This is a genomic window from Avibacterium sp. 21-595 (genome assembly GCF_023611905.1).
Classification (GTDB): domain Bacteria; phylum Pseudomonadota; class Gammaproteobacteria; order Enterobacterales; family Pasteurellaceae; genus Avibacterium.
On sequence record NZ_CP091455.1, the window covers coordinates 1,671,332 to 1,689,975 of the forward strand.

Below are 18,644 nucleotides of genomic sequence, written 5' to 3' on the forward strand. Positions count from 1 at the left end.
CACAATGAAAAACGATGCAACACAGTTACTTGAAACATTCGGTATTAAAAACCAGCTTACTGTTGAATTTAACGGTATTGAGCTCACTTTTAATCGTGATGATGCCGCCTATGATGCCTTTACTAATGAGGTGACAGAAAAAAACAAACTCACGCCAATGAAAGATTTATTGCTTGCCTTGGTGAGCCGTGAAGATAAAGACACTTTACTGCAAATTATCAACGTGCCGGGCATTGCTGGCGCACTTGCGGAAAAAGTCAATGAAGCCTTTGTGGCAGACATTGAAGTTAAAGTAAAAAACTAATTGAGAGGGTGGAACGGCTGGAACAAAACGGCTATGCACAAGCAATCGCGTTGCGGATGCACTATTTACCCCACGCCGACAACCACCCTCAAAATTTAGCCCGTGCCTTATGGTTAGATAAGCGACATTGGGAAAATATGGCAATGACGGTTGCCAATGGGATTAGCAAATGTTTTTAAGGTGAAAGAATGACAATCAAAGGCTTGAATTTTGTTATCAACTTAACCGACAAAATGACTGGCCCGCTCAAAGGTGTTTCAAAAGGTGTTGATAATTTTGTGTCAAAAACAAAATCAGCAATGAGCAATATCGCAATGGGTGGCGCGGGGCTTTTTGCCGTGGGTAAAAGTATGCAAGCCGCCTTAATGCCCGCTATTGAAATGGATAGGGCTTTAGGTGAAGTAGCTTCCCTTGGCGTGGCTGATAGTGCTATTGAAAAACTGCGCAACACTGCCACCGAATTTGCCGTGGACTATGGCAAAGATGCCGTTGAAGTCGTCAAATCCGCCTATGGCATCAAGCAAGCATTCGGTGAGCTTTCCGACATTGAATTAAGTGGTTTAGTCAAAACCACCAATGTGATGGCAGCGGCAATTAAAACCGATGCCAACAGTGCCAAAGATTACCTTTCTCGCATTTACAGTATCTATAAAAATGAGGCAGATAGTGTAGGAAAAGTGCAATGGGCGGAAAAAGTGGCTTCACAAACGGCGATTGCCACTACCCTTTTTAAATCTAGCACATCAGAGATGGCTGCGGGTTTTAAAACCATTGCCAGCACAGCAGAAAAAATGGGCGTATCCCTTGGCGAGCAAATGGCGGTGATTGGTCAGCTTGGGGATAAAGTCGGCACAACCAAGGCAGGGAAACAATTTGAAAGTTTCTTACTTGGTGTCAATTCTGCCGAGAAAAAACTGGGTATGAGTTTCCGCGATAATAACGGAAATTTACTTAGCACGGACAAAATTTTACGCAAATTAAAAACGAGATTTGGTGATGTTACAAAGCATCGGGATATTCTGAAAAAAGCCTTTGGCGGTGATGGTGCCTACAAATTTATTGCCAATATGATCGACGAAAGCGATCGCTTAGGCACAAATATTGACAAACTCGCCAATGTAAAAGGAATGGATGCCGTAAGCGCACAGGCACACAAAATGACGGACGTGTGGGAACGCTTGCAAGCAATGACAAAAGGCATCGCGATTTCTATCGGTGCTTCTTTGCAACCCGTGCTTTATCCAATTTTGAATAAAGTTGCCAATATTGGTAAAGGTTTTCTTGAGTGGCTAAATACTTATCGCAATATTGCGCGCTGGATTGGCTATTTAATTGCTGGGGTAATGGGATTTACCGCGTTTGGACCTGCTGTTTTAATGTTTAAAGGCATTTTTACTTTGCTTGGTTTATCAATCAAAAGCTCTTGGAAAGCCGTTCTCGGTTTAACTCGTGCAATAGGTCTAAATTGGGTTATTAGCAAACTTTGGGCTGCGACATTATGGACTTTAAGTGCTGTATTCAAAGCCGTTAGTATCGGAGCCCGTTTTATGTGGCGTGCTATTACTGGACCTATTGGATTAATTATTCTGGCAATTGTAGCTATTGGCTATGCCATTTATGCCAACTGGGACAAAATCAAAGCCGCTTGTTTAGCGGGTTGGGAATGGTTGACTGCACAATGGAGTGCCTTTACACAATGGCTTTCTGAACTTTGGGGCAGCTTTAGCGGCGTGTTAAGTGAATTGTGGGACGGCATTTCTGCTGTGTTTGATGACTTGTGGACTGGTATTAAAAACGGTTGGGATCAGGTGGTCGCTTTTTTCGGTAATATCAGCCCACTAGAGAGCTTTAAAAAACTCGGTAAAGGGCTGACAGATATTTTCACTAATGCTTATAACAGCCTAAAAAACAGCTTAATTGCAATGGTGAATTGGCTCATTGATAAGCTGAATAAGTTGCCGGGCGTGAATATTGATTTACTGCCAACTGCTAGCACTGAAACGGCAACTAAACCCATATCACAAGCAGAAAAAATGGCGAACTTGAGCAATTCGCTCAATGTGGCCAGCAATGCAACAAGTGCGGTAAGCCTGCCACAGTTACCTGCAGAAGTGAAACCTAAAACTGAATTTAAACAAGGCTTTTTGGCAAGCAAAAACATTTCAAACCAAACCACGCATACTGTGAATTATGGTGGGGTAAATATTTATGCCAATGACACAAAAGCCTTTGAAAAACAAATGCAAGAAAAAGCCTCTCTAGGAACATTTAGCTATGGATAAACATTATTTTGACTTATTCATCACCGATGAGGATTTAACGCTAGATAGCGGCAATGTGCCTACTTTGTGTTACAACCAACAATCTATTGCGCAGGATATTAAGCACGCTATTTTAGAAAGTGGCTTGGCTACGCAGCTGATTGCCGAACGTAGCAAGATTTTACGCCGCGATATTATTTTGCAGATGATTTTTTTGACTGAAGATGATGAGCGCCTTGTACCGGGAACAATCATTATTAATGAAGAAAGCCCTACACGTTTATTTTTAACCGCTGAAACTTACGATTTTGGATCTATTAATTTAGGGATTAATGTAAATGAGTAATGAATTTAAACAGATCCTTGTTGATGCTGGATTGCCAACAGAAGAAAGCGAAATTCGTCAAGAATTTGAACAGCTCACAAAGCAAGAGGGCTTAATCACCAACACTAGCCGAATGTCCCCTTTTTGGCGTTTAATTTCCGCCGTTGCCATTCAGCCGGTGAAATGGCTCACTGAACATTTAATCAGTGAAATCCTTCCCAATTTATTTGTGAAAACCGCAAAAGGAAAATGGCTACAAATTCAGGCTTGGGCTGTGGGGTTGGATTTTAAAGAGGCGACGAAAGCCGAAGGCGTTATCACCTTTTACAAGCAAAGTGAATTAACCCCTATCACAATCCCACAAGGCACAATTATTCAAACAGAACGGATTAATGACGTTATTTTCCGCTTGATTGTTACCGCTGATACGGTGATCCCGCAAGGGTTTATCAGTGGCAAAGTCCCCGTTATTGCGGAATTTGCAGGCAGTGATTACAACCTTGCATCAGGCTACTACCGTATTTTACCCGAACCACTTAGCGGCATTAGCCACATAGTGAATGAAGATGAATGGCTATTAATGCCCGGTGCAGATAAAGAAACAGACGAAGAACTGCGCCAACGCTACCGCACTCAATTTTCAAGTGTTGGCCAACATCATATTGATAGCGTTTATCGCGGAATGATTGCCAAAATAGCGGGTTTATCCGTTGATCGTATTTATTTTAAACACGATGCACCAAGAGGCCCGGGAACTGCCAATGCTTATTTATTGCTAGACACCGGGGTAACCAGTCAGCCCTTTGTTGATCGCGTCAATCAGTATGTGCGTGATGAGGGGTTTCACGGGCACGGCGATGATTTGTTGTGTTTTGCAATGCCAGAAACCCAACATCGTTTAACCTGTAAACTTTATTTCTCGCCAAGCCAAAATGTGAGCGAATTAAAACAAAATGAAATTAAAGTGCAAGTAGAAAATATGATCCGCTGTGCTTTTCGGGAAAATAATAATTATGAGGTAACCAAAACTTATCCCCATAGCCGTTTTTCTTGGTCGCGCCTAGGCGAAGAAATCCACGAGGCACAACCACTAATTTCTTCTATTATTTGGGGGCAGCAAGACATCGTAAGTGATTTAAGCATTCCGCGCATTCAATCTTTAACCGTGAGTATTGAGCAATGATGAAAATAAAATTACCGTTTTGGATGGATAAAGGAGAACTAAACAAAATTGCTCAACTTTTTGAAAAATGGTGGGCTTATAGTTTAAGGATGTTATCTACGCCGTTTTCTATTTTTGACGAAGAAAAATGCAGTGAAACTATTTTAAATTTGATTGCGTATGCGCGTGATATTGAACGTTTCAAAAGCGAACCATTAGATCTTTATCGTAAGCGAGTGAAATATGCCTTTTTAAATGCTAAAGATGCAGGCAGCAAGGCGGGTTTTATTCGTATTTTTGAACGCTTGGGTATTGGTTATGTGGAAATTGAAGAACGCTTTGATTTAGAAAATTGGGATGTAATTAAGATTCGCCTAAATGATTCACAACTCGCAAAAAATCCTAATTTATTAATGCTGATTATTCGTAAATATGGGCGAACTTGTCGGCGATATACCTTTGAAGTGATAACCAATAATAAAGTAACAATTTTCCACGGTGATTTTGATTGTGATTATCGTGCCTATCATTTTAAAGCCAAATAATAAAAATAAGAGGTAACAAAATGGCAAACTTATTAACGCCTGAATTTGAACAATATATTGCACAACAAACCGTAAATAATGGCACGGTTGTTTTTGATGAATTTATTTTCGCCAATATTCCCAATCTCAATGAAAATAACTTGAACAATTATTTAACCTTATCTGCGGTGAATAATCATATTGTTTATCGTCAAACTATATCAAAAGCCGGTGTGGTAAATCAAAATTCGGTGGTTTATTCCGTAACGATTGGCACAGAAATTGGTGATTGGGATTACAATTTTATTGGCTTAATTAACAAAAGCAAAAACTTGCTTGCCTGTGCTATTCAATCCGAACCTATCAAAAAAATCAAAAACAAAGCAGGCATTCAGGGCAACAGCATTACACGCTCCGTCTTGCTTGAGTTTAGCAATGCCAAAACACTGACAAATATCAATGTAAATGCTGATACTTGGCAAATTGATTTTACCCTACGTTTATCAGGGCTTGATGAAAAAATTCGCCTAACGAATCGTGATATTTATGGAAGAGCGGTATTTTTTGATGACGGTTTTTTAGTAACCAGAAAAACAGGCAATATTTACAACATTAATGCAGGTGTCTCCTATATTGAGGGCATACGCACAAGCATTACACAAAAAGTGGAAATTAATGCAACTAACTTACCTTGTTCTATCTATGTTGATGTGGTGCATCATTGCACGGTTACAGGTGCTTATGAAACGGAAATCCAGTTTTTAACGCGTAGCAAAGCGGACTATCGCGATCGTGCCGATCATCAGCACTATGTACAGATTATTGCGGATATTGACAGCCGCGGAAATATTACCGATAGACGTTTATTGAAATCATCTATTACTCAAAGAGTACTTTTAACACTCTCTAATAATGACGGTCAAAAATATATTGGCGAATGTGAGAGCATTGAAAATTTACGAAAAACAGAGCCTACAGAAGATAAACAAGCGATCTGGTTAAAAGGGTATTATGCTAATTCAACAATCGGAAGTGGGAAGTTTTATGCAGATCTCACTGATAACAGCACATCGGATGACGGCGGTGTAGTAATTGTGACAGAAAAAGGCAAACGCTGGAAAAGAGTGATTAACGATAATGTAATCTATATTGAGTATTTTGGCGTACAGCAAACAAATGCCTCCCCTGCAATTAATGCTGCTTTGACCTATGCAAAAGGTAAGCAACATACGCAAATTAAGGCTAGTGGAGATTATTACAATCTCCAGCATAGTCTAATTATCCACGCTAATACGGATGTAGATTTTTCAGGAGCAACACTAAACAAAGATTTTTATCGCTGCCCAATCACTGATGCCCTAGGATTAATCCACATCAAACACGATGATACTGCAAAAAATATCGTAATCAAAAATGCAAAAATCAAAATGAATGGTCATCTTATTAAAGATGACCAAACAAAAGATAGTTCGGGCAATGCAATAACTGTCAACCCAGTTAAGAATTTACTCATTAAAAATGTAGACGTATATGATGTTAAAAATGTACACGGGATAGATTTGAGTAATTTTGAGGATGTGATTATTGAAGATTGTGGATTTTTTGGTGCGTGCTGGCAAGACACTGATAATATGAAAAATCGTTACCCCAGCGAAGCTATACAAATTGAAAATACCTCTCAAAATAGTCGTTACGCGAATAGTAATCTAGTCATTAGAGAATGTCACTTTAGCAACTCAGAAAATTTGGGTTATTGGATGACGGGAATTGGCAATCACGGCTCTGATTATGATAGAGCGCAATGTCCAAATAATGTGTTAATTGAGCAATGCTTGTTTAATGGGATGACTTATGCGGGGATACGTACATTTGGGGCGTGGCGCGAAGTAAAAATTATTAATAATACGTTCGCCGGTTGTTCTGGCGCAGCAATCTTATCAACTAATCGTGATGCTTGGAGTGATTACCGAGGAGGGATTGCTAAATATATAGTCACAGGCAATACAATAATTAATCACAATGGCTATGCAGCTATCTCTATGCTCAAAGCAACTAAAAATGATGAGCGTGTTGATGATAACGCAAGAGCGTCCGAGATTGTTATAGCTAATAACACAATTAAAACAAATGGTAATCTTGGGGTAAGTCTAAGCGGGGTTATAAATGCACTTATCCAGGGCAATATAATGACGGGTGGAGCATTTATAAGCGGTAAAGCACTTAAACAAACCATTATTAGCAATAATATTGCTAATGCAAATGGAGCCGATAACGCAACAGGAATATATATTAGCTATGACAATAACGACGATTTAATTAACTTAGATAACATTGATGTGACAATATCAAACAATAAACTAATCGGTTATCGCAGATTTATTCACGCACAAAAAGTTAGTGGCATAAACATTAAATGTAATGATATGCACGACCGTGTGCTCGGTAGTAGAGATGATCCTAAAAATGTCCCGTGCATAGCTCTTGATAGCAACACAAGTAAAGCTGTTGTAATAAGTAATACTTATCAACAAAATGACGGGATAAGTTATGACAATAGTTATCTTGGATTAGCTATTTATTACGTAGATAAACATACTGTTTGCCACAGTAACAATTTTGCGGGGATGCGCTCTCACATTAGCGGTGAGCTAAACATAGGAGATGTATCTATAAATGGCATAGGGCAACCGGAAGGGATTGTCACTGCACCGCGCAATAGCCGTTATTATGATCTAAATACAGGAGTAGCTTATTGTCGCAACGGTAGCTACGGTAACGGAAAAGGTGGTTGGGTTGCCGTTATGAATGTTATCGACGGATTTAGCGGCAAGCTAGCTCGCAATGGTTGGCAAAAACTACCAAATGGACTAATTGAACAATGGGGAACTTATGTTATTGCTGACAATGCTAACTTTGGCAAATTTCAATTTCCTATTACGTTTAATGAGGTCTTCAATGTTGTTGCGACAGATACTAATAGCACAGGTAATACGATTGTAAAACTTGCAACGACTAATATTACAAACGAAGGCTTTAGCGTAGTAGCAGATGGTAATGTCGGCTTGTTTTCATTTCGAGCGATCGGGCGATGATAAGGTGAGAAAATGGAAGAATTAAAATTAGTTGAAGAGGATGATATCAAATATTACTTTGATAAAAATAAATCTGTTTTTTTGGTTAAAGGGATTAATCAATTTAATTATGACGCAGATCAATATATCGGCGTTGATGACAATACGTACAATCAATTGATCGACGGACGAGCAAAGGGGCAATTAATTTATGTTGATGATGACATTCTCAAATTAACTACTATTCGCCCGAGCAATGAGCATACTTGGGACGGTGAGAAATGGGTGCTTGATGAGGTAAAGCAAGCTGTGCTACTCACCCAACAACGCCAACAAATCAGACTAAAAATTAACATATTGCGAGATAGCAAAAACTGCAAAGGCGTTTATGTTGAAAGTCTAGGAAAGTGGTTTGATAACGATGATATGGCTTATCAAAATTTGCTTGGATTTAAAGCAAGCCTAGATTTAATCGGTGATTATTCTACGGAATGGATTTGTGCTGATAACACAATTATTACTGATTTTGATAAAGCTAAATTAACAGCAGTGATTACTCAAATAATGAGAGATAAAACAGCAAATGTACAAAATGCACTGCAACACAAAATGGCATTAGCGCAGTCAGAAGATCCGCTAAATTATGATTATTCAAGCGGATGGACAAAAACCTACGAGGATTTTTTAAATGAACAAAAATAAATTAAAAAAATATGGCTATCACGTGTTGATTGCCATTGACCAACTTTGCAACGCTTTAACCGGTGGCGCAGCAGATGAAACATTCTCAAGCCGCTGTTATCGTGGTGCAGTTCTTGCCAAAAAACCTAAAAAACGTTGGCGATTTTGGTTTAATGTTGTTAATGGTTTATTTTTTGACAAGCATCACTGCAAAACCGCCTACGAAAGTGAAGTTAAACGTAGGCAATATCCAGAGGATTTTCAGGTTATCAGTTAGGATAAAACAGGTGATTTACAATGTGGAAAAAACAAAAATTACAATTACCCCCACAGGCTAAAGCAACCTTACAAAATGCACAAAAGGGGATTATTTCCCCTTTTTCGCTATCTGTACAGGGGACAAAATTAGGGTTGCACAACTGGACGCACGGGATTAGAGAGGATAGCGGACGGTATTTATCGCCAGAAAATGCGGTGAAAGTGATCCAAGCAAAATTTACCGATTATAGCGATCCAAACCGTCCAAAAGGTGAAGTGCAATGTTTTGCCGTGATGGTTGCATCGGCAAAAATAGAAGATTTTATTACCGCACTTGAAAAAGCATCGGTTTTGTTACCTTATCCCGAATTTAAACAAGCCTTGGATTATGCTAAATCACAGCAAAAGCTCAATGAAACAAAAATGGTAAAAATGCCCACTATGGGCAATCCGTCATTTTTGCCCAGTGCGGACATTACGCCCCAATCTTCCCGCTCTTTGCAAGCGGTTATGCGTAATGCCAATGCAACCGCGGCAGCAAGTCCTGATCCAATGGCAATGCTCGCACAACTGAAAGCGAAGAAAGCGGAGCGGGAACAAAAAAATCTGGAAAAAACCACCGCACTTTTAAATGCAGTAGTTGAAGCCTATTGCTATCAAAAAACAGCAAGCCTTGAGCAAATCGCATTGGAAATTAACCAAAACTTACCCAATGCAAACAATATTTTTACGGCGCTGATTGTTTTTGTTGGCGCTGATTTGTCAAATTTAACAGGAATGATCCAATGAATTTATTCTCATTACAGCGTGCTAGACCATCCATTCAACTCGCCCTTAACGGCAAACCAATTTATTTGCTCAAACCAATGATAAGCGTAAGAGTAAAACGCGAAGAAGCAGATATGAGCGGTCGCCAATCCAGCACGAAGAAAGCAGATAAGGGGGTGAAAGCAAAAGAAATGACTGTTTCAGGCTTGATCCCTTACCGCGAAAAGCAATGGCTTACAGATTTATTCAACTTTGCCGAAGCGACTGAAAAATCAGGCGAGCAAACCAAATACCGTGTTTCTTCCGTTTCTGCCGAAGCGGTGAATATGCGCGAAGTGCAATTTAGCGGCTCAATTTCTGCCACAGAACAAGAAGACGCGATGGCGTGGCAGGTGAGTTTTACGCTAAAAGAAGTTAATAGCGTCAGCGAGAAAAAAGAAAAACGTAAAACTAAACCGAAAAAGAAAGTGCAAACGGAAAAAGCCCCTGAAGCGAAGCCTACACAGCCTAAAATAGAAGAAAAACCAAAAGAGCCAGAAAAAGAAAGCTTAGTAACAAGAATATCTAGGGCGGTTAACAATAAGATTGGGCCAGTAAATAAGGAATAGTATGAAAATAATCAAAGAATGCCTGATTGACGGTAAAGAATATGAACTTAGCCACTGCCATATAGTGTTAGAACTCAATAATGCAGGGCGTGGATTTATTGTGATTGAAAGTGAAGATGATTTAACGGGGAAAACAGTAGAAATCAGCGTGGGTGAATCGGCGCACTTTTACCAATATTTTAACGGCGTGATTGAACACGCCCAAGATGATGCACCCAAGTTTAAAAAGTGCTTTATTCGTGAGAAAGTGGCGATTTTTGAAGGTGTGCATAACTGTTCAATTCGCCACGCCACCTTGAATGACATATGTGCCTTTTTACAACAAAAAACGGGCATCACCTTTAAAATTCCGCCTAAGCCTTACGCGACAACCCCGATCCCGAACTTTACCCATTCGGGATCAGGTTATCAGTTATTAAATAATTTAGGGCGATTATTCAATGTCCCTGATTATTTATGGCAACAAGGGGCTGACGGTTCAGTGTTTGTGGGGAGCTATCAAGATAGCCGTTGGTATGGTAAAAATATTGAGATCGACAGCACCGAAGCCTTAGACACGGGCAACAATCGAATGACGTTGCCAATTTATGCGGCAATTCGCCCGGGGGCGTTAGTCAATCAAAATAAAATCACGCAAACGGAATTGATTGGCGATGTACTCATTTTGCAATGGCAAAGTGTTGATGAGAGCGGCAAACCGAAACAGAAAAGCCCACAACGGCAAATGATGGAGAAAGAATTTCCAGAACTAGCTGGCGGCTATCACTTGCCACGTTATGCCAAAGTAATCGGCGTTGCTGATCCAAGTTCGGGCGGTGATATTGCTGATTCTTTTCGCCCTAAGTATGCCGTAGAATTGCAAGTGCTGAATGAAGATGGTAGCGATGACACAAACACCCCTGCTTATTCAGCCGTGCCTTTGCCTGTAACTAGCACGGGTTCGCAAGGTGGCGATTTTGCTTTTCCCGAAGTAGGAACGATTGTTGAGATTGGCTATGCGTATGGGCGACCTGATATGCCTTTTGTGCGTACCTTATTGGCGCAAGATAAAACTGTGCCATCTGTTGCCGTGGGTGAACAACTTAAACAGCAACGGCCTGAAGTGTTTGAGCGCACCGATGCCGCAGGCAATAAAACTCGCGAAACAGATCAAACCATTACCGATCGTTCATTTGTGCGTGTAATTGAAACAGATACCGAAACGAAGAATATCGGTACATCGCAAAGCAATATTGACGCTGACAAACAAATCAACGTAGGCGGAAATTATAGCTTGAGTGTGGTTGGTAACATTACAACGGTAACAACAGGCAATGCGACTACTGCTATTGACGGTAAATTAAAAGAGCAAATCAGCGGTATTGCAGAACGTTGCTCGGATATTCTGCTTAAACTGAAAGCCCCTACAATTCAGCTATTAGCAAGCCAAATTCACATTGGTTCAGGGAAACAAAACATCTTAAACATTATGGAAGAAACAATTCAAATCGTTGCCGACCTTGCGAATACTGTTGCAAGTCATACCCATAATGGCGGCCCAGCACCAGATCAAAGCAGCACGTTTACTGGCTACAATAGCAGAGCCTTAGGCGAGAAAGGTAAACTCACGCCGATTATTGAGAAGTAGAGATAATATATTTCAATAAACAAAAACTTGCTAAAAATTCAATAAATTCATATTAAAAACAATGAATTACAAAAATAAATGTACATTTTTTGGCAAGTTTTTACCTACATAACAATTCTTCTGTTAATGCCATCCAAATTAAAAAACTTGCCAAAAATTCAGTAAATACATATTAAAAACAATGGATTACAAAAATAAATGTACATTTTTGGCAAGTTTTCACCTGCATAACAATTCTTCTGTTAATGCCATCCAAATTAAAAAACTTGCCAAAAATTCAGTAAATACATATTAAAAACAATGAATTACAAAAATAAATGTACATTTTTGGCAAGTTTTCACCTGCATAACAATTCTTCTGTTAATGCCATCCAAATTAAAAAACTTGCCAAAAATTCAGTAAATACATATTAAAAACAATGAATTACAAAAATAAATGTACATTTTTGGCAAGTTTTCACCTGCATAACAATTCTTCTGTTAATGCCATCCAAATTAAAAAACTTGCCAAAAATTCAGTAAATACATATTAAAAACAATGAATTACAAAAATAAATGTACATTTTTGGCAAGTTTTTACCTGTGCAATAATTTTTCTGTTAATACTTCATTTCAAGCTACGGAAAATTTTTACGCCACGTCAAACGTCACGAAAAATCCACTCTTCCACCCGCGTTTTTTATGCAAAAAATTGCCATTTTTTCAGTTAAATTTCATAGGCAAAAATTATCTAAAGCTAGGGCGAAAAAGGGATCTTAGAAAAAAGTAAATGTGATCTTAACTGAAAAATTTACAGTTAATTTCAGTGATTTTCAGTTAAAAAAGATCAGATTTTATCAAGGTGAAAAGCTATCATATTGAAATATAAAAAGAATTCCTATTTTACGTGGGGAAATTTGCATAAAATGATTTGCAGATAACCGCTCACACATCTGAAATTTGGTGACTATTGGACACCAAAAAGGGAAAAGGTGGGTTATCAGAATTTCTAGGGTAGGCTAAAAATAGTCACCAAATAGACACCAAAAGAAAAAGTGCGGTAAAAATGAGATATAAAAAAAGCCGCTCTTGGCGACTAGCTTATTGATTTATTTTGGTTTTTAAATGGTGCCCGAGGGCGGACTTGAACCGCCACGACTCGAAAGTCGAGGGATTTTAAATCCCTTGTGTCTACCGATTTCACCACTCGGGCGTTGGAGCGGGAAACGAGGCTCGAACTCGCGACCCCGACCTTGGCAAGGTCGTGCTCTACCAACTGAGCTATTCCCGCATTTAGCTAACTTTCTGTTTCGCTAAACAACGAGGTGCATTTTACGGATTTCAATTTATTAGTCAAATAGAAATTTGCTTGATTTAGTTTAATCGACTAAAAAAAGCTCAATCCTTATCTATTCGTTTATTGTTCAAGCAATATGAGAAGATTTAAAGTACAAGATGAAAAATTTAGGGATAAAAAACTATATTCCCTATTTCGCTTTGAAATGGCTATCTCAATAACGCAATAATATTGATCATTATAAAAATACTCTTGGCTATCATTCTTCGATAACTGAATTATTATAAAAAATAAGTAAAAAAATACCGCACTTTATTATTTGATGAAGTGCGGTATAAAATAGTGAAATTTTTTTAACTGTCTAATAAATTATCTTTTGCTGCTTTTAAATATTGTAGCATTGACCAGACGGTTAAAATTGCTGCAATATATAAAAATACGATTCCTGCGATTTCCATTAATACATTATAACGCCATAGCAATCCACCTAAAGCAAGCATTTGGGAAGCGGTTTTTACTTTACCGAGCCAAGATACCGCCACTTTACTGCGGCTACCGATTTCAGCCATCCATTCGCGTAGGGCAGAAACGATAATTTCCCTTGAGATCATCACAATCGCTGGTAAAGTTACCCAAAAACTATGTTGATACTCCACGACTAACACCAATGCGGCCGCAACCATAACTTTATCAGCCACGGGATCTAAAAACGCCCCAAAGGGTGTGCTTTGATTCCATTTTCTGGCTAAATATCCATCAAACCAATCTGTAGTCGCGGCGACAAAAAAAATGGCTGTTGTCAAGAAAGGCGCCCAAGAGAATGGTAAATAAAATGCCATAATAAAAAATGGAATTAAAATGACACGGAATAAGGTTAGAATTGTAGGGAAATTTAATTTCATAGGGCGTAACAGTCACAGAAAATAGATAATCGTCAATTATTTTAAAGCATATTTTTCTAATTAGAAAATACTATTTAAAAAAATATCCCTCTAAAAAGAGGGATATGATGTAATGAATTAAAGTGCCTCAATCGCCTGATATTGCGCTTGAACTTTTGCAATGGCCTCTTGATAGCCTTGCATTTTTTCACGTTCTTTCGCAATGACTTGCTCTGGCGCTTTTGCCACAAAGGCTTCATTGCTCAATTTGTTTTCAATACGAGCAATTTCACCGTTGAGTTTTTCTAGCTCTTTAGTTAAACGTGCTAACTCGGTATCTTTGTCAATAAAGCCCGCCATTGGAATAAGAAGCTCTGTGTTACCAACCAATTTGGTTACCGAGAATGGCGCTTCTCCACCATCCTTTAACAGTTCAACGCTATCTAATTTCGCCATACTTGCTAATAATGTGCTGTTATTGGCAAGAATTTGTTGCTGTTCTGGCGTTAAATGACGTAATAATGCGTCTAAGCCTTTGCTTGGCGCAATATTGCATTCCGCACGGATATTACGCACTGCGACGATGATCTCTTTCAACCAACTCATTTGTAGCTCTGCTTGCTCATCAATTTGGCTTGCTTCATACTGTGGATAAGGTTGTAGCATAATGGTGTCACCACTCACGCCCGCAAAACCTTTCACTTTTTGCCAAATCTCTTCAGTAATAAATGGAATAATTGGATGAGCTAAGCGTAGCAATTTTTCTAATACATTTACCAGTGTACGACTTGCCGCGCGTTTTTGTGCCGCATTACCCTGTGCAAATATTGGTTTTGTGAGTTCTAAATACCAATCACAGAACTGATCCCAAGTAAACTCATAAATGGCATTCGCTGCTAAATCAAAACGATATTGTGCAAATGCAGAACGCACGGCTTCTACTGTGCGGTTAAACTGAGAATTGATCCAGCGATCCGCAAGACTATACTCCAGCTCTCCCTCAGATAAATCTAATTTATCATTGGTCAGCACGAAACGGCTTGCATTCCACAGTTTATTACAGAAATTACGATATCCCTCTAAGCGTTTCATATCCCAGTTAATATCACGCCCATTACTTGCAAGGGCGGCCAAGGTAAAACGCAATGCATCTGTACCGTGTGCAGCAATGCCATTAGCGAACTCTTTACGGGTCGCTTTCGCAATTTTTTCCGCTAATTGCGGTTGCATCATATTGCCCGTACGTTTCTCGAGTAAATCTTCAAGGCTAATACCGTCAATCATATCGATCGGGTCAAGGACATTCCCTTTTGATTTTGACATTTTTTGCCCTTGTTCATCACGAATCAGTCCTGTTACATAGACTGTTTTGAATGGAACTTGCGGTTTACCACTTTCATCTTTGATGAAGTGCATCGTAAACATAATCATACGTGCAACCCAGAAGAAAATGATATCAAACCCCGTGATCAAGACATCTGTTGGGTGGAACATTTTCAGTTCTTTGGTCTGCTGTGGCCAACCAAGGGTAGAGAATGTCCATAAAGCCGAAGAGAACCACGTGTCTAGCACATCTTCATCTTGTTTGAGTACAATATCAGAATTTAGCTGATATTTTGACCGCACTTCTGCTTCACTGCGAGCCACATAAATATTACCTTGTTCATCATACCAAGCAGGAATGCGATGTCCCCACCAAAGTTGGCGAGAAATACACCAATCCTGAATATCACGCATCCACGAGAAATAGAGATTTTCATATTGCTTCGGTACGAATTGGATTTCCCCCTCTTCTACCGCTTTGGTCGCCACTTCTGCCAATGGTTTTACGCTCACATACCATTGATCGGTGAGCATCGGTTCAATTGGTACGCCACCACGATCGCCATAAGGCACTTTTAGATCGTGTGGTTTAATTTCTTCCAATAAGCCTAAGGCATCAAAGTCCGCCACAATTTGCTTACGCGCTGCAAAACGTTCCATTCCACGATATTTTTCTGGAATGTCTGCCACATAATTTACGAGAGGTTTATTATCTATGCCAATAATTTCCGCCTCATCACGAATATCCGCATTTAACGTCATCACATTTACCATTGGTAACTGATGGCGTTTACCTACTTCATAGTCATTAAAATCGTGAGCTGGGGTGATTTTTACCACACCTGTTCCAAATTCACGATCCACATAATCATCAGCAATAATTGGAATTTCACGATCTGCTAAAGGCAAGATCACGGTTTTGCCAATAAGAGATTGATAGCGTTCATCTTCAGGGTGAACTGCCACCGCGGTATCGCCCAACATTGTTTCAGGACGTGTGGTAGCAACTACGAGATAATCTTTGCCATCAGCCGTTTTTTCGCCATTAGCTAATGGGTAGCGGAAATGCCAAAGCGAGCCTTTGCTTTCTTTATTTTCCACTTCAAGATCCGAAATTGCGGTGTGCAATTTTGGATCCCAGTTCACAAGGCGTTTGCCACGATAGATCAACCCTTCCTCGTGCAAGCGTACAAACACTTCTTTCACCGCATCAGAAAGCCCATCGTCCATCGTGAAACGCTCACGATCCCAGTCGATTGAATTCCCCAAACGACGCATTTGCTGGCTGATTGTGCCTCCGGAATAGGCTTTCCAATCCCAGATTTTTTCAATAAAGGCTTCACGACCGTAATCGTGGCGAGTTTTGCCTTCTTCTGCCGCGATTTTACGTTCCACCACCATTTGCGTGGCAATCCCTGCGTGGTCTGTCCCCGCTTGCCAAAGGGTGTTATCCCCTTCCATACGATGAAAACGAATCAGCGTATCCATTAAAGTTTGCTGGAAAGCGTGTCCCATATGCAATGATCCCGTTACATTCGGCGGTGGAATCGCAATGCAATAACTCGGTGCATTCGGGTTTTCATTCGGCTTAAAATAGCCCGCTTCTTCCCAGTGTTTATAAAGTGCTTGTTCTACGGCAGAGGGATTAAAACGATCTGCCATTTCAAATTTTTGTGTCATTGTTTTTTCTCTATTTGTAACTAAACTAAATTAAAATCTAACCGTAATAATTCTGCTAATAAATTTTCACACCAATCAGGTAATACTTGTTCAAACTGCGTAATTATTTTCGCTTTAGAAAGATGAAAAATAAGCATTGGCATTTCCGCCGAATTATCATAAATAAATATTTCATCGCACAGCGGTAAGGCTAAAATTAAATTTTGCCGACTAATTTCGTAGCGTTTACGAATTGTGGCTTCATCAATAAAATGGCCGCCTTTTCGTACTCTAGCCTGCACCCTTTTCACATTAATATCAGGATCATTGACACCGATATAATTTAGCCTTACATAAAAGCCTTTTGATTTAGCTTGCTGCATACGGTGCAAAATAGACTTTCCTGCAAGAGTCGATTCCATTGAAAATGAAACCTGATTTTTTACCGCATACTTAAATAATTCAACGGCTTTTCTTCCTGCTTCAATATCGGCCAATCGTGGATTTTGTGGATTGAGTTCCATTGCAATATGATCGGAATCAATCACCACTTGCACCTGATCTTGATTAAAAGAACGCAAAGTACTTTTACCTGCCCCATTCGTACCACAATAAAAAATGGCTAAATTATTTCGCATATTTAATCACTTCTTCTCGTCCATCAGGATAATGATCGACAATATCACCATTAGGACGCTGGAAGGTGAGAATTTCACGCTTTTTCTTATCTTCCATCCAAGGTTTGAAGCGAATAGCTAATTGCCGTTGCTGTTCGATAATTTCTTCTTTTGTCATTGGTTTCATTATTTATTCTTCTCCAACTTCATATCCAAATGCGGTATGCCGTCTTCTAAATATTCTGCTGAAGTGGGCTGAAAACCCAAAGTGCGGTAGAAATTTTGCAAATAAGTTTGCGCTTGGATTAGCACAGGTTCTGTTTCCCAATGTTGTTGGCAATAAGCCAATGCGTGTTGCACCAATTCTTTGGCTAAGCCTTTGCCCCGTGCGTGCTGCGCCACTAGCACTCTGCCAATATGAATGCCGTCATCTTGTGGAATAATGCGGCAATAAGCACAGATTTTGCCGTTAAATTCTTGCCAAAAATGCACCGCACTTTGATCCCAATGATCCACTTCTTGATAAGCACATTGTTGCTCCACCACAAATACGGCGGTGCGAACTTGGTAAATCGCAAATAATTCTTGTGTGCTGAGTTCAGCAAAGGTTTTTGCATTCCACCTCATCAGGCTTGCTCCGTGCTGAGCTGCCAACCTAATTGACGGTATTGTTTATAACGCTCCCGTGCGATGGCTTTTTGCGTTTCGTCAGCGGGAACAAAATCAATAATCTGATTAAAACTCGCAATAAAATCGGGAATTTGGGCTTGCAAGTTTATTAATAGATCACGGCGTTGTGCGTTGCGTTTTTCCGCCCAGCTAATTTCAATGGGGGGGGCATATTGAGTGATTTCGCCCGATAAATTATGTGGCACAAACTCTTCTGGCTCTCTCGCCCATAGGGCTTCATCAAGGCGAAAAGCCTGTTCTTCACTTTCGCAGCTAATTAACACTTTTTTACCTAATCGCCAAGCCTGCGCAGCCAAATCACAAGCCAAGGTTTCCATTGCAGACAATGGGGATTTTGCTTGTGTTTTGTCTAAAATGTAAAACTGTGCGTGCTTTGCCATAAAAATGCGTCTTTTACCCGTATGAAATCAGATTTTTAAACGCCTAATTTTAACGAAAAATCCGATAAATAGAAAACATTAATTTTTCCGCTGCCAAAAAATTCAAAAAAATCTTACCGCACTTTATGATCTACATCACAAAACCCAACTTTGCCAACTTTCCCCAGATTCCATTCATACTTCTAAAGTGGTAAACTCAAAACGTTTTCTTATTATTAATTCAATCATT

18 protein-coding genes and 2 tRNA genes are annotated in these 18,644 nt (G+C 39.6%); 12 read left to right on the forward strand and 8 right to left on the reverse strand.

Going from position 1 to position 18,644, the window contains the following annotated elements; genetic code table 11:
- Nucleotides 1-4: 4 nt before the first annotated feature.
- From L4F92_RS07740 to L4F92_RS07790, 12 genes are read left to right on the forward strand one after another with little or no spacing between them, the layout of a single operon-like run.
- A complete protein-coding gene (locus L4F92_RS07740; protein ID WP_250363302.1) occupies nt 5-304 on the forward strand; it encodes a putative phage tail assembly chaperone in 300 nt (99 codons plus the stop codon).
- Nucleotides 305-360: 56 nt separating this feature from the next.
- Nucleotides 361-483 carry a DUF6890 family protein gene (locus L4F92_RS11080; RefSeq protein ID WP_265748351.1) on the forward strand — a complete coding sequence of 41 codons (123 nt, stop codon included), beginning with the start codon at nt 361-363 and terminating at the stop codon, nt 481-483.
- 9 nt (nt 484-492) lie between these two features.
- Nucleotides 493-2,586 (forward strand): phage tail tape measure protein, encoded by a 2,094-nt coding sequence (locus L4F92_RS07745; protein ID WP_250363303.1) that lies wholly within the window; start codon nt 493-495, stop codon nt 2,584-2,586.
- Nucleotides 2,579-2,911: a DUF2590 family protein gene (locus tag L4F92_RS07750; protein WP_250363304.1), complete on the forward strand. Its 333-nt coding sequence runs from the start codon at nt 2,579-2,581 to the stop codon at nt 2,909-2,911. The genes L4F92_RS07745 and L4F92_RS07750 overlap by 8 nt, the downstream gene beginning before the upstream one ends.
- Nucleotides 2,904-4,073: a baseplate J/gp47 family protein gene (locus tag L4F92_RS07755; protein ID WP_250363305.1), complete on the forward strand. Its 1,170-nt coding sequence runs from the start codon at nt 2,904-2,906 to the stop codon at nt 4,071-4,073. The genes L4F92_RS07750 and L4F92_RS07755 overlap by 8 nt, the downstream gene beginning before the upstream one ends.
- Nucleotides 4,073-4,597, forward strand: coding sequence for a phage tail protein (locus L4F92_RS07760; protein ID WP_250364579.1), 525 nt, complete (start codon nt 4,073-4,075; stop codon nt 4,595-4,597). Before L4F92_RS07755 ends, L4F92_RS07760 begins: the two co-directional genes overlap by 1 nt.
- A 20-nt stretch (nt 4,598-4,617) precedes the next feature.
- Nucleotides 4,618-7,668 carry a phage tail-collar fiber domain-containing protein gene (locus L4F92_RS07765; RefSeq protein WP_250363306.1) on the forward strand — a complete coding sequence of 1,017 codons (3,051 nt, stop codon included), beginning with the start codon at nt 4,618-4,620 and terminating at the stop codon, nt 7,666-7,668.
- A gap of 12 nt (nt 7,669-7,680) precedes the next feature.
- Nucleotides 7,681-8,349 (forward strand): DUF4376 domain-containing protein, encoded by a 669-nt coding sequence (locus L4F92_RS07770; RefSeq protein WP_250363307.1) that lies wholly within the window; start codon nt 7,681-7,683, stop codon nt 8,347-8,349.
- Nucleotides 8,336-8,605, forward strand: coding sequence for a hypothetical protein (locus L4F92_RS07775; RefSeq protein ID WP_250363308.1), 270 nt, complete (start codon nt 8,336-8,338; stop codon nt 8,603-8,605). Before L4F92_RS07770 ends, L4F92_RS07775 begins: the two co-directional genes overlap by 14 nt.
- Before the next feature lie 20 nt (nt 8,606-8,625).
- Nucleotides 8,626-9,375 carry a hypothetical protein gene (locus L4F92_RS07780; RefSeq protein ID WP_250363309.1) on the forward strand — a complete coding sequence of 250 codons (750 nt, stop codon included), beginning with the start codon at nt 8,626-8,628 and terminating at the stop codon, nt 9,373-9,375.
- Nucleotides 9,372-9,962: a baseplate complex protein gene (locus L4F92_RS07785; RefSeq protein ID WP_250363310.1), complete on the forward strand. Its 591-nt coding sequence runs from the start codon at nt 9,372-9,374 to the stop codon at nt 9,960-9,962. Before L4F92_RS07780 ends, L4F92_RS07785 begins: the two co-directional genes overlap by 4 nt.
- 1 nt (nt 9,963) lies before the next feature.
- The gene (locus L4F92_RS07790) at nt 9,964-11,589 is read left to right on the forward strand and encodes a hypothetical protein (protein WP_250363311.1); all 1,626 of its coding nucleotides are present in this window, start codon (nt 9,964-9,966) and stop codon (nt 11,587-11,589) included.
- A 1,105-nt stretch (nt 11,590-12,694) separates the two neighbouring features.
- Here L4F92_RS07790 and L4F92_RS07795 read toward each other — a convergent pair.
- The 8 genes from L4F92_RS07795 to L4F92_RS07830 form a co-directional block, all read right to left on the reverse strand.
- A tRNA-Leu gene (locus L4F92_RS07795) sits at nt 12,695-12,781 on the reverse strand.
- Nucleotides 12,782-12,783: 2 nt separating this feature from the next.
- Nucleotides 12,784-12,859 (reverse strand) — tRNA-Gly (locus L4F92_RS07800).
- Nucleotides 12,860-13,218: 359 nt separating this feature from the next.
- Nucleotides 13,219-13,767 carry a CDP-diacylglycerol--glycerol-3-phosphate 3-phosphatidyltransferase gene (gene pgsA / locus L4F92_RS07805; protein WP_250363312.1) on the reverse strand — a complete coding sequence of 183 codons (549 nt, stop codon included), beginning with the start codon at nt 13,765-13,767 and terminating at the stop codon, nt 13,219-13,221.
- Nucleotides 13,768-13,884: 117 nt separating this feature from the next.
- A complete protein-coding gene (locus L4F92_RS07810) occupies nt 13,885-16,749 on the reverse strand; it encodes a valine--tRNA ligase (protein WP_250363313.1) in 2,865 nt (954 codons plus the stop codon).
- Nucleotides 16,750-16,769: 20 nt separating this feature from the next.
- Nucleotides 16,770-17,366, reverse strand: coding sequence for a zeta toxin family protein (locus L4F92_RS07815; RefSeq protein ID WP_250363314.1), 597 nt, complete (start codon nt 17,364-17,366; stop codon nt 16,770-16,772).
- The gene (locus L4F92_RS07820) at nt 17,356-17,523 is read right to left on the reverse strand and encodes a hypothetical protein (protein ID WP_250363315.1); all 168 of its coding nucleotides are present in this window, start codon (nt 17,521-17,523) and stop codon (nt 17,356-17,358) included. Before L4F92_RS07820 ends, L4F92_RS07815 begins: the two co-directional genes overlap by 11 nt.
- A gap of 8 nt (nt 17,524-17,531) precedes the next feature.
- On the reverse strand, nt 17,532-17,972 hold the full coding sequence (locus tag L4F92_RS07825; RefSeq protein ID WP_250363316.1) for a GNAT family N-acetyltransferase: 441 nt from the start codon (nt 17,970-17,972) through the stop codon (nt 17,532-17,534).
- Nucleotides 17,972-18,415, reverse strand: a complete 444-nt coding sequence (locus L4F92_RS07830; protein WP_250363317.1) for a DNA polymerase III subunit chi — start codon at nt 18,413-18,415, stop codon at nt 17,972-17,974. The genes L4F92_RS07825 and L4F92_RS07830 overlap by 1 nt, the downstream gene beginning before the upstream one ends.
- Nucleotides 18,416-18,644 lie beyond the last annotated feature (229 nt).

Coding starts and splice junctions, on each gene's coding strand:
- L4F92_RS07740 (WP_250363302.1), top strand. CDS start 5: ATGAAAAACGATGCAACACAGTTACTTGAAACATTCGGTATTAAAAAC.
- L4F92_RS11080 (WP_265748351.1), top strand. CDS start 361: ATGCACTATTTACCCCACGCCGACAACCACCCTCAAAATTTAGCCCGT.
- L4F92_RS07745 (WP_250363303.1), top strand. CDS start 493: ATGACAATCAAAGGCTTGAATTTTGTTATCAACTTAACCGACAAAATG.
- L4F92_RS07750 (WP_250363304.1), top strand. CDS start 2,579: ATGGATAAACATTATTTTGACTTATTCATCACCGATGAGGATTTAACG.
- L4F92_RS07755 (WP_250363305.1), top strand. CDS start 2,904: ATGAGTAATGAATTTAAACAGATCCTTGTTGATGCTGGATTGCCAACA.
- L4F92_RS07760 (WP_250364579.1), top strand. CDS start 4,073: ATGAAAATAAAATTACCGTTTTGGATGGATAAAGGAGAACTAAACAAA.
- L4F92_RS07765 (WP_250363306.1), top strand. CDS start 4,618: ATGGCAAACTTATTAACGCCTGAATTTGAACAATATATTGCACAACAA.
- L4F92_RS07770 (WP_250363307.1), top strand. CDS start 7,681: ATGGAAGAATTAAAATTAGTTGAAGAGGATGATATCAAATATTACTTT.
- L4F92_RS07775 (WP_250363308.1), top strand. CDS start 8,336: ATGAACAAAAATAAATTAAAAAAATATGGCTATCACGTGTTGATTGCC.
- L4F92_RS07780 (WP_250363309.1), top strand. CDS start 8,626: ATGTGGAAAAAACAAAAATTACAATTACCCCCACAGGCTAAAGCAACC.
- L4F92_RS07785 (WP_250363310.1), top strand. CDS start 9,372: ATGAATTTATTCTCATTACAGCGTGCTAGACCATCCATTCAACTCGCC.
- L4F92_RS07790 (WP_250363311.1), top strand. CDS start 9,964: ATGAAAATAATCAAAGAATGCCTGATTGACGGTAAAGAATATGAACTT.
- pgsA (WP_250363312.1), bottom strand. CDS start 13,767: ATGAAATTAAATTTCCCTACAATTCTAACCTTATTCCGTGTCATTTTA.
- L4F92_RS07810 (WP_250363313.1), bottom strand. CDS start 16,749: ATGACACAAAAATTTGAAATGGCAGATCGTTTTAATCCCTCTGCCGTA.
- L4F92_RS07815 (WP_250363314.1), bottom strand. CDS start 17,366: ATGCGAAATAATTTAGCCATTTTTTATTGTGGTACGAATGGGGCAGGT.
- L4F92_RS07820 (WP_250363315.1), bottom strand. CDS start 17,523: ATGACAAAAGAAGAAATTATCGAACAGCAACGGCAATTAGCTATTCGC.
- L4F92_RS07825 (WP_250363316.1), bottom strand. CDS start 17,972: ATGAGGTGGAATGCAAAAACCTTTGCTGAACTCAGCACACAAGAATTA.
- L4F92_RS07830 (WP_250363317.1), bottom strand. CDS start 18,415: ATGGCAAAGCACGCACAGTTTTACATTTTAGACAAAACACAAGCAAAA.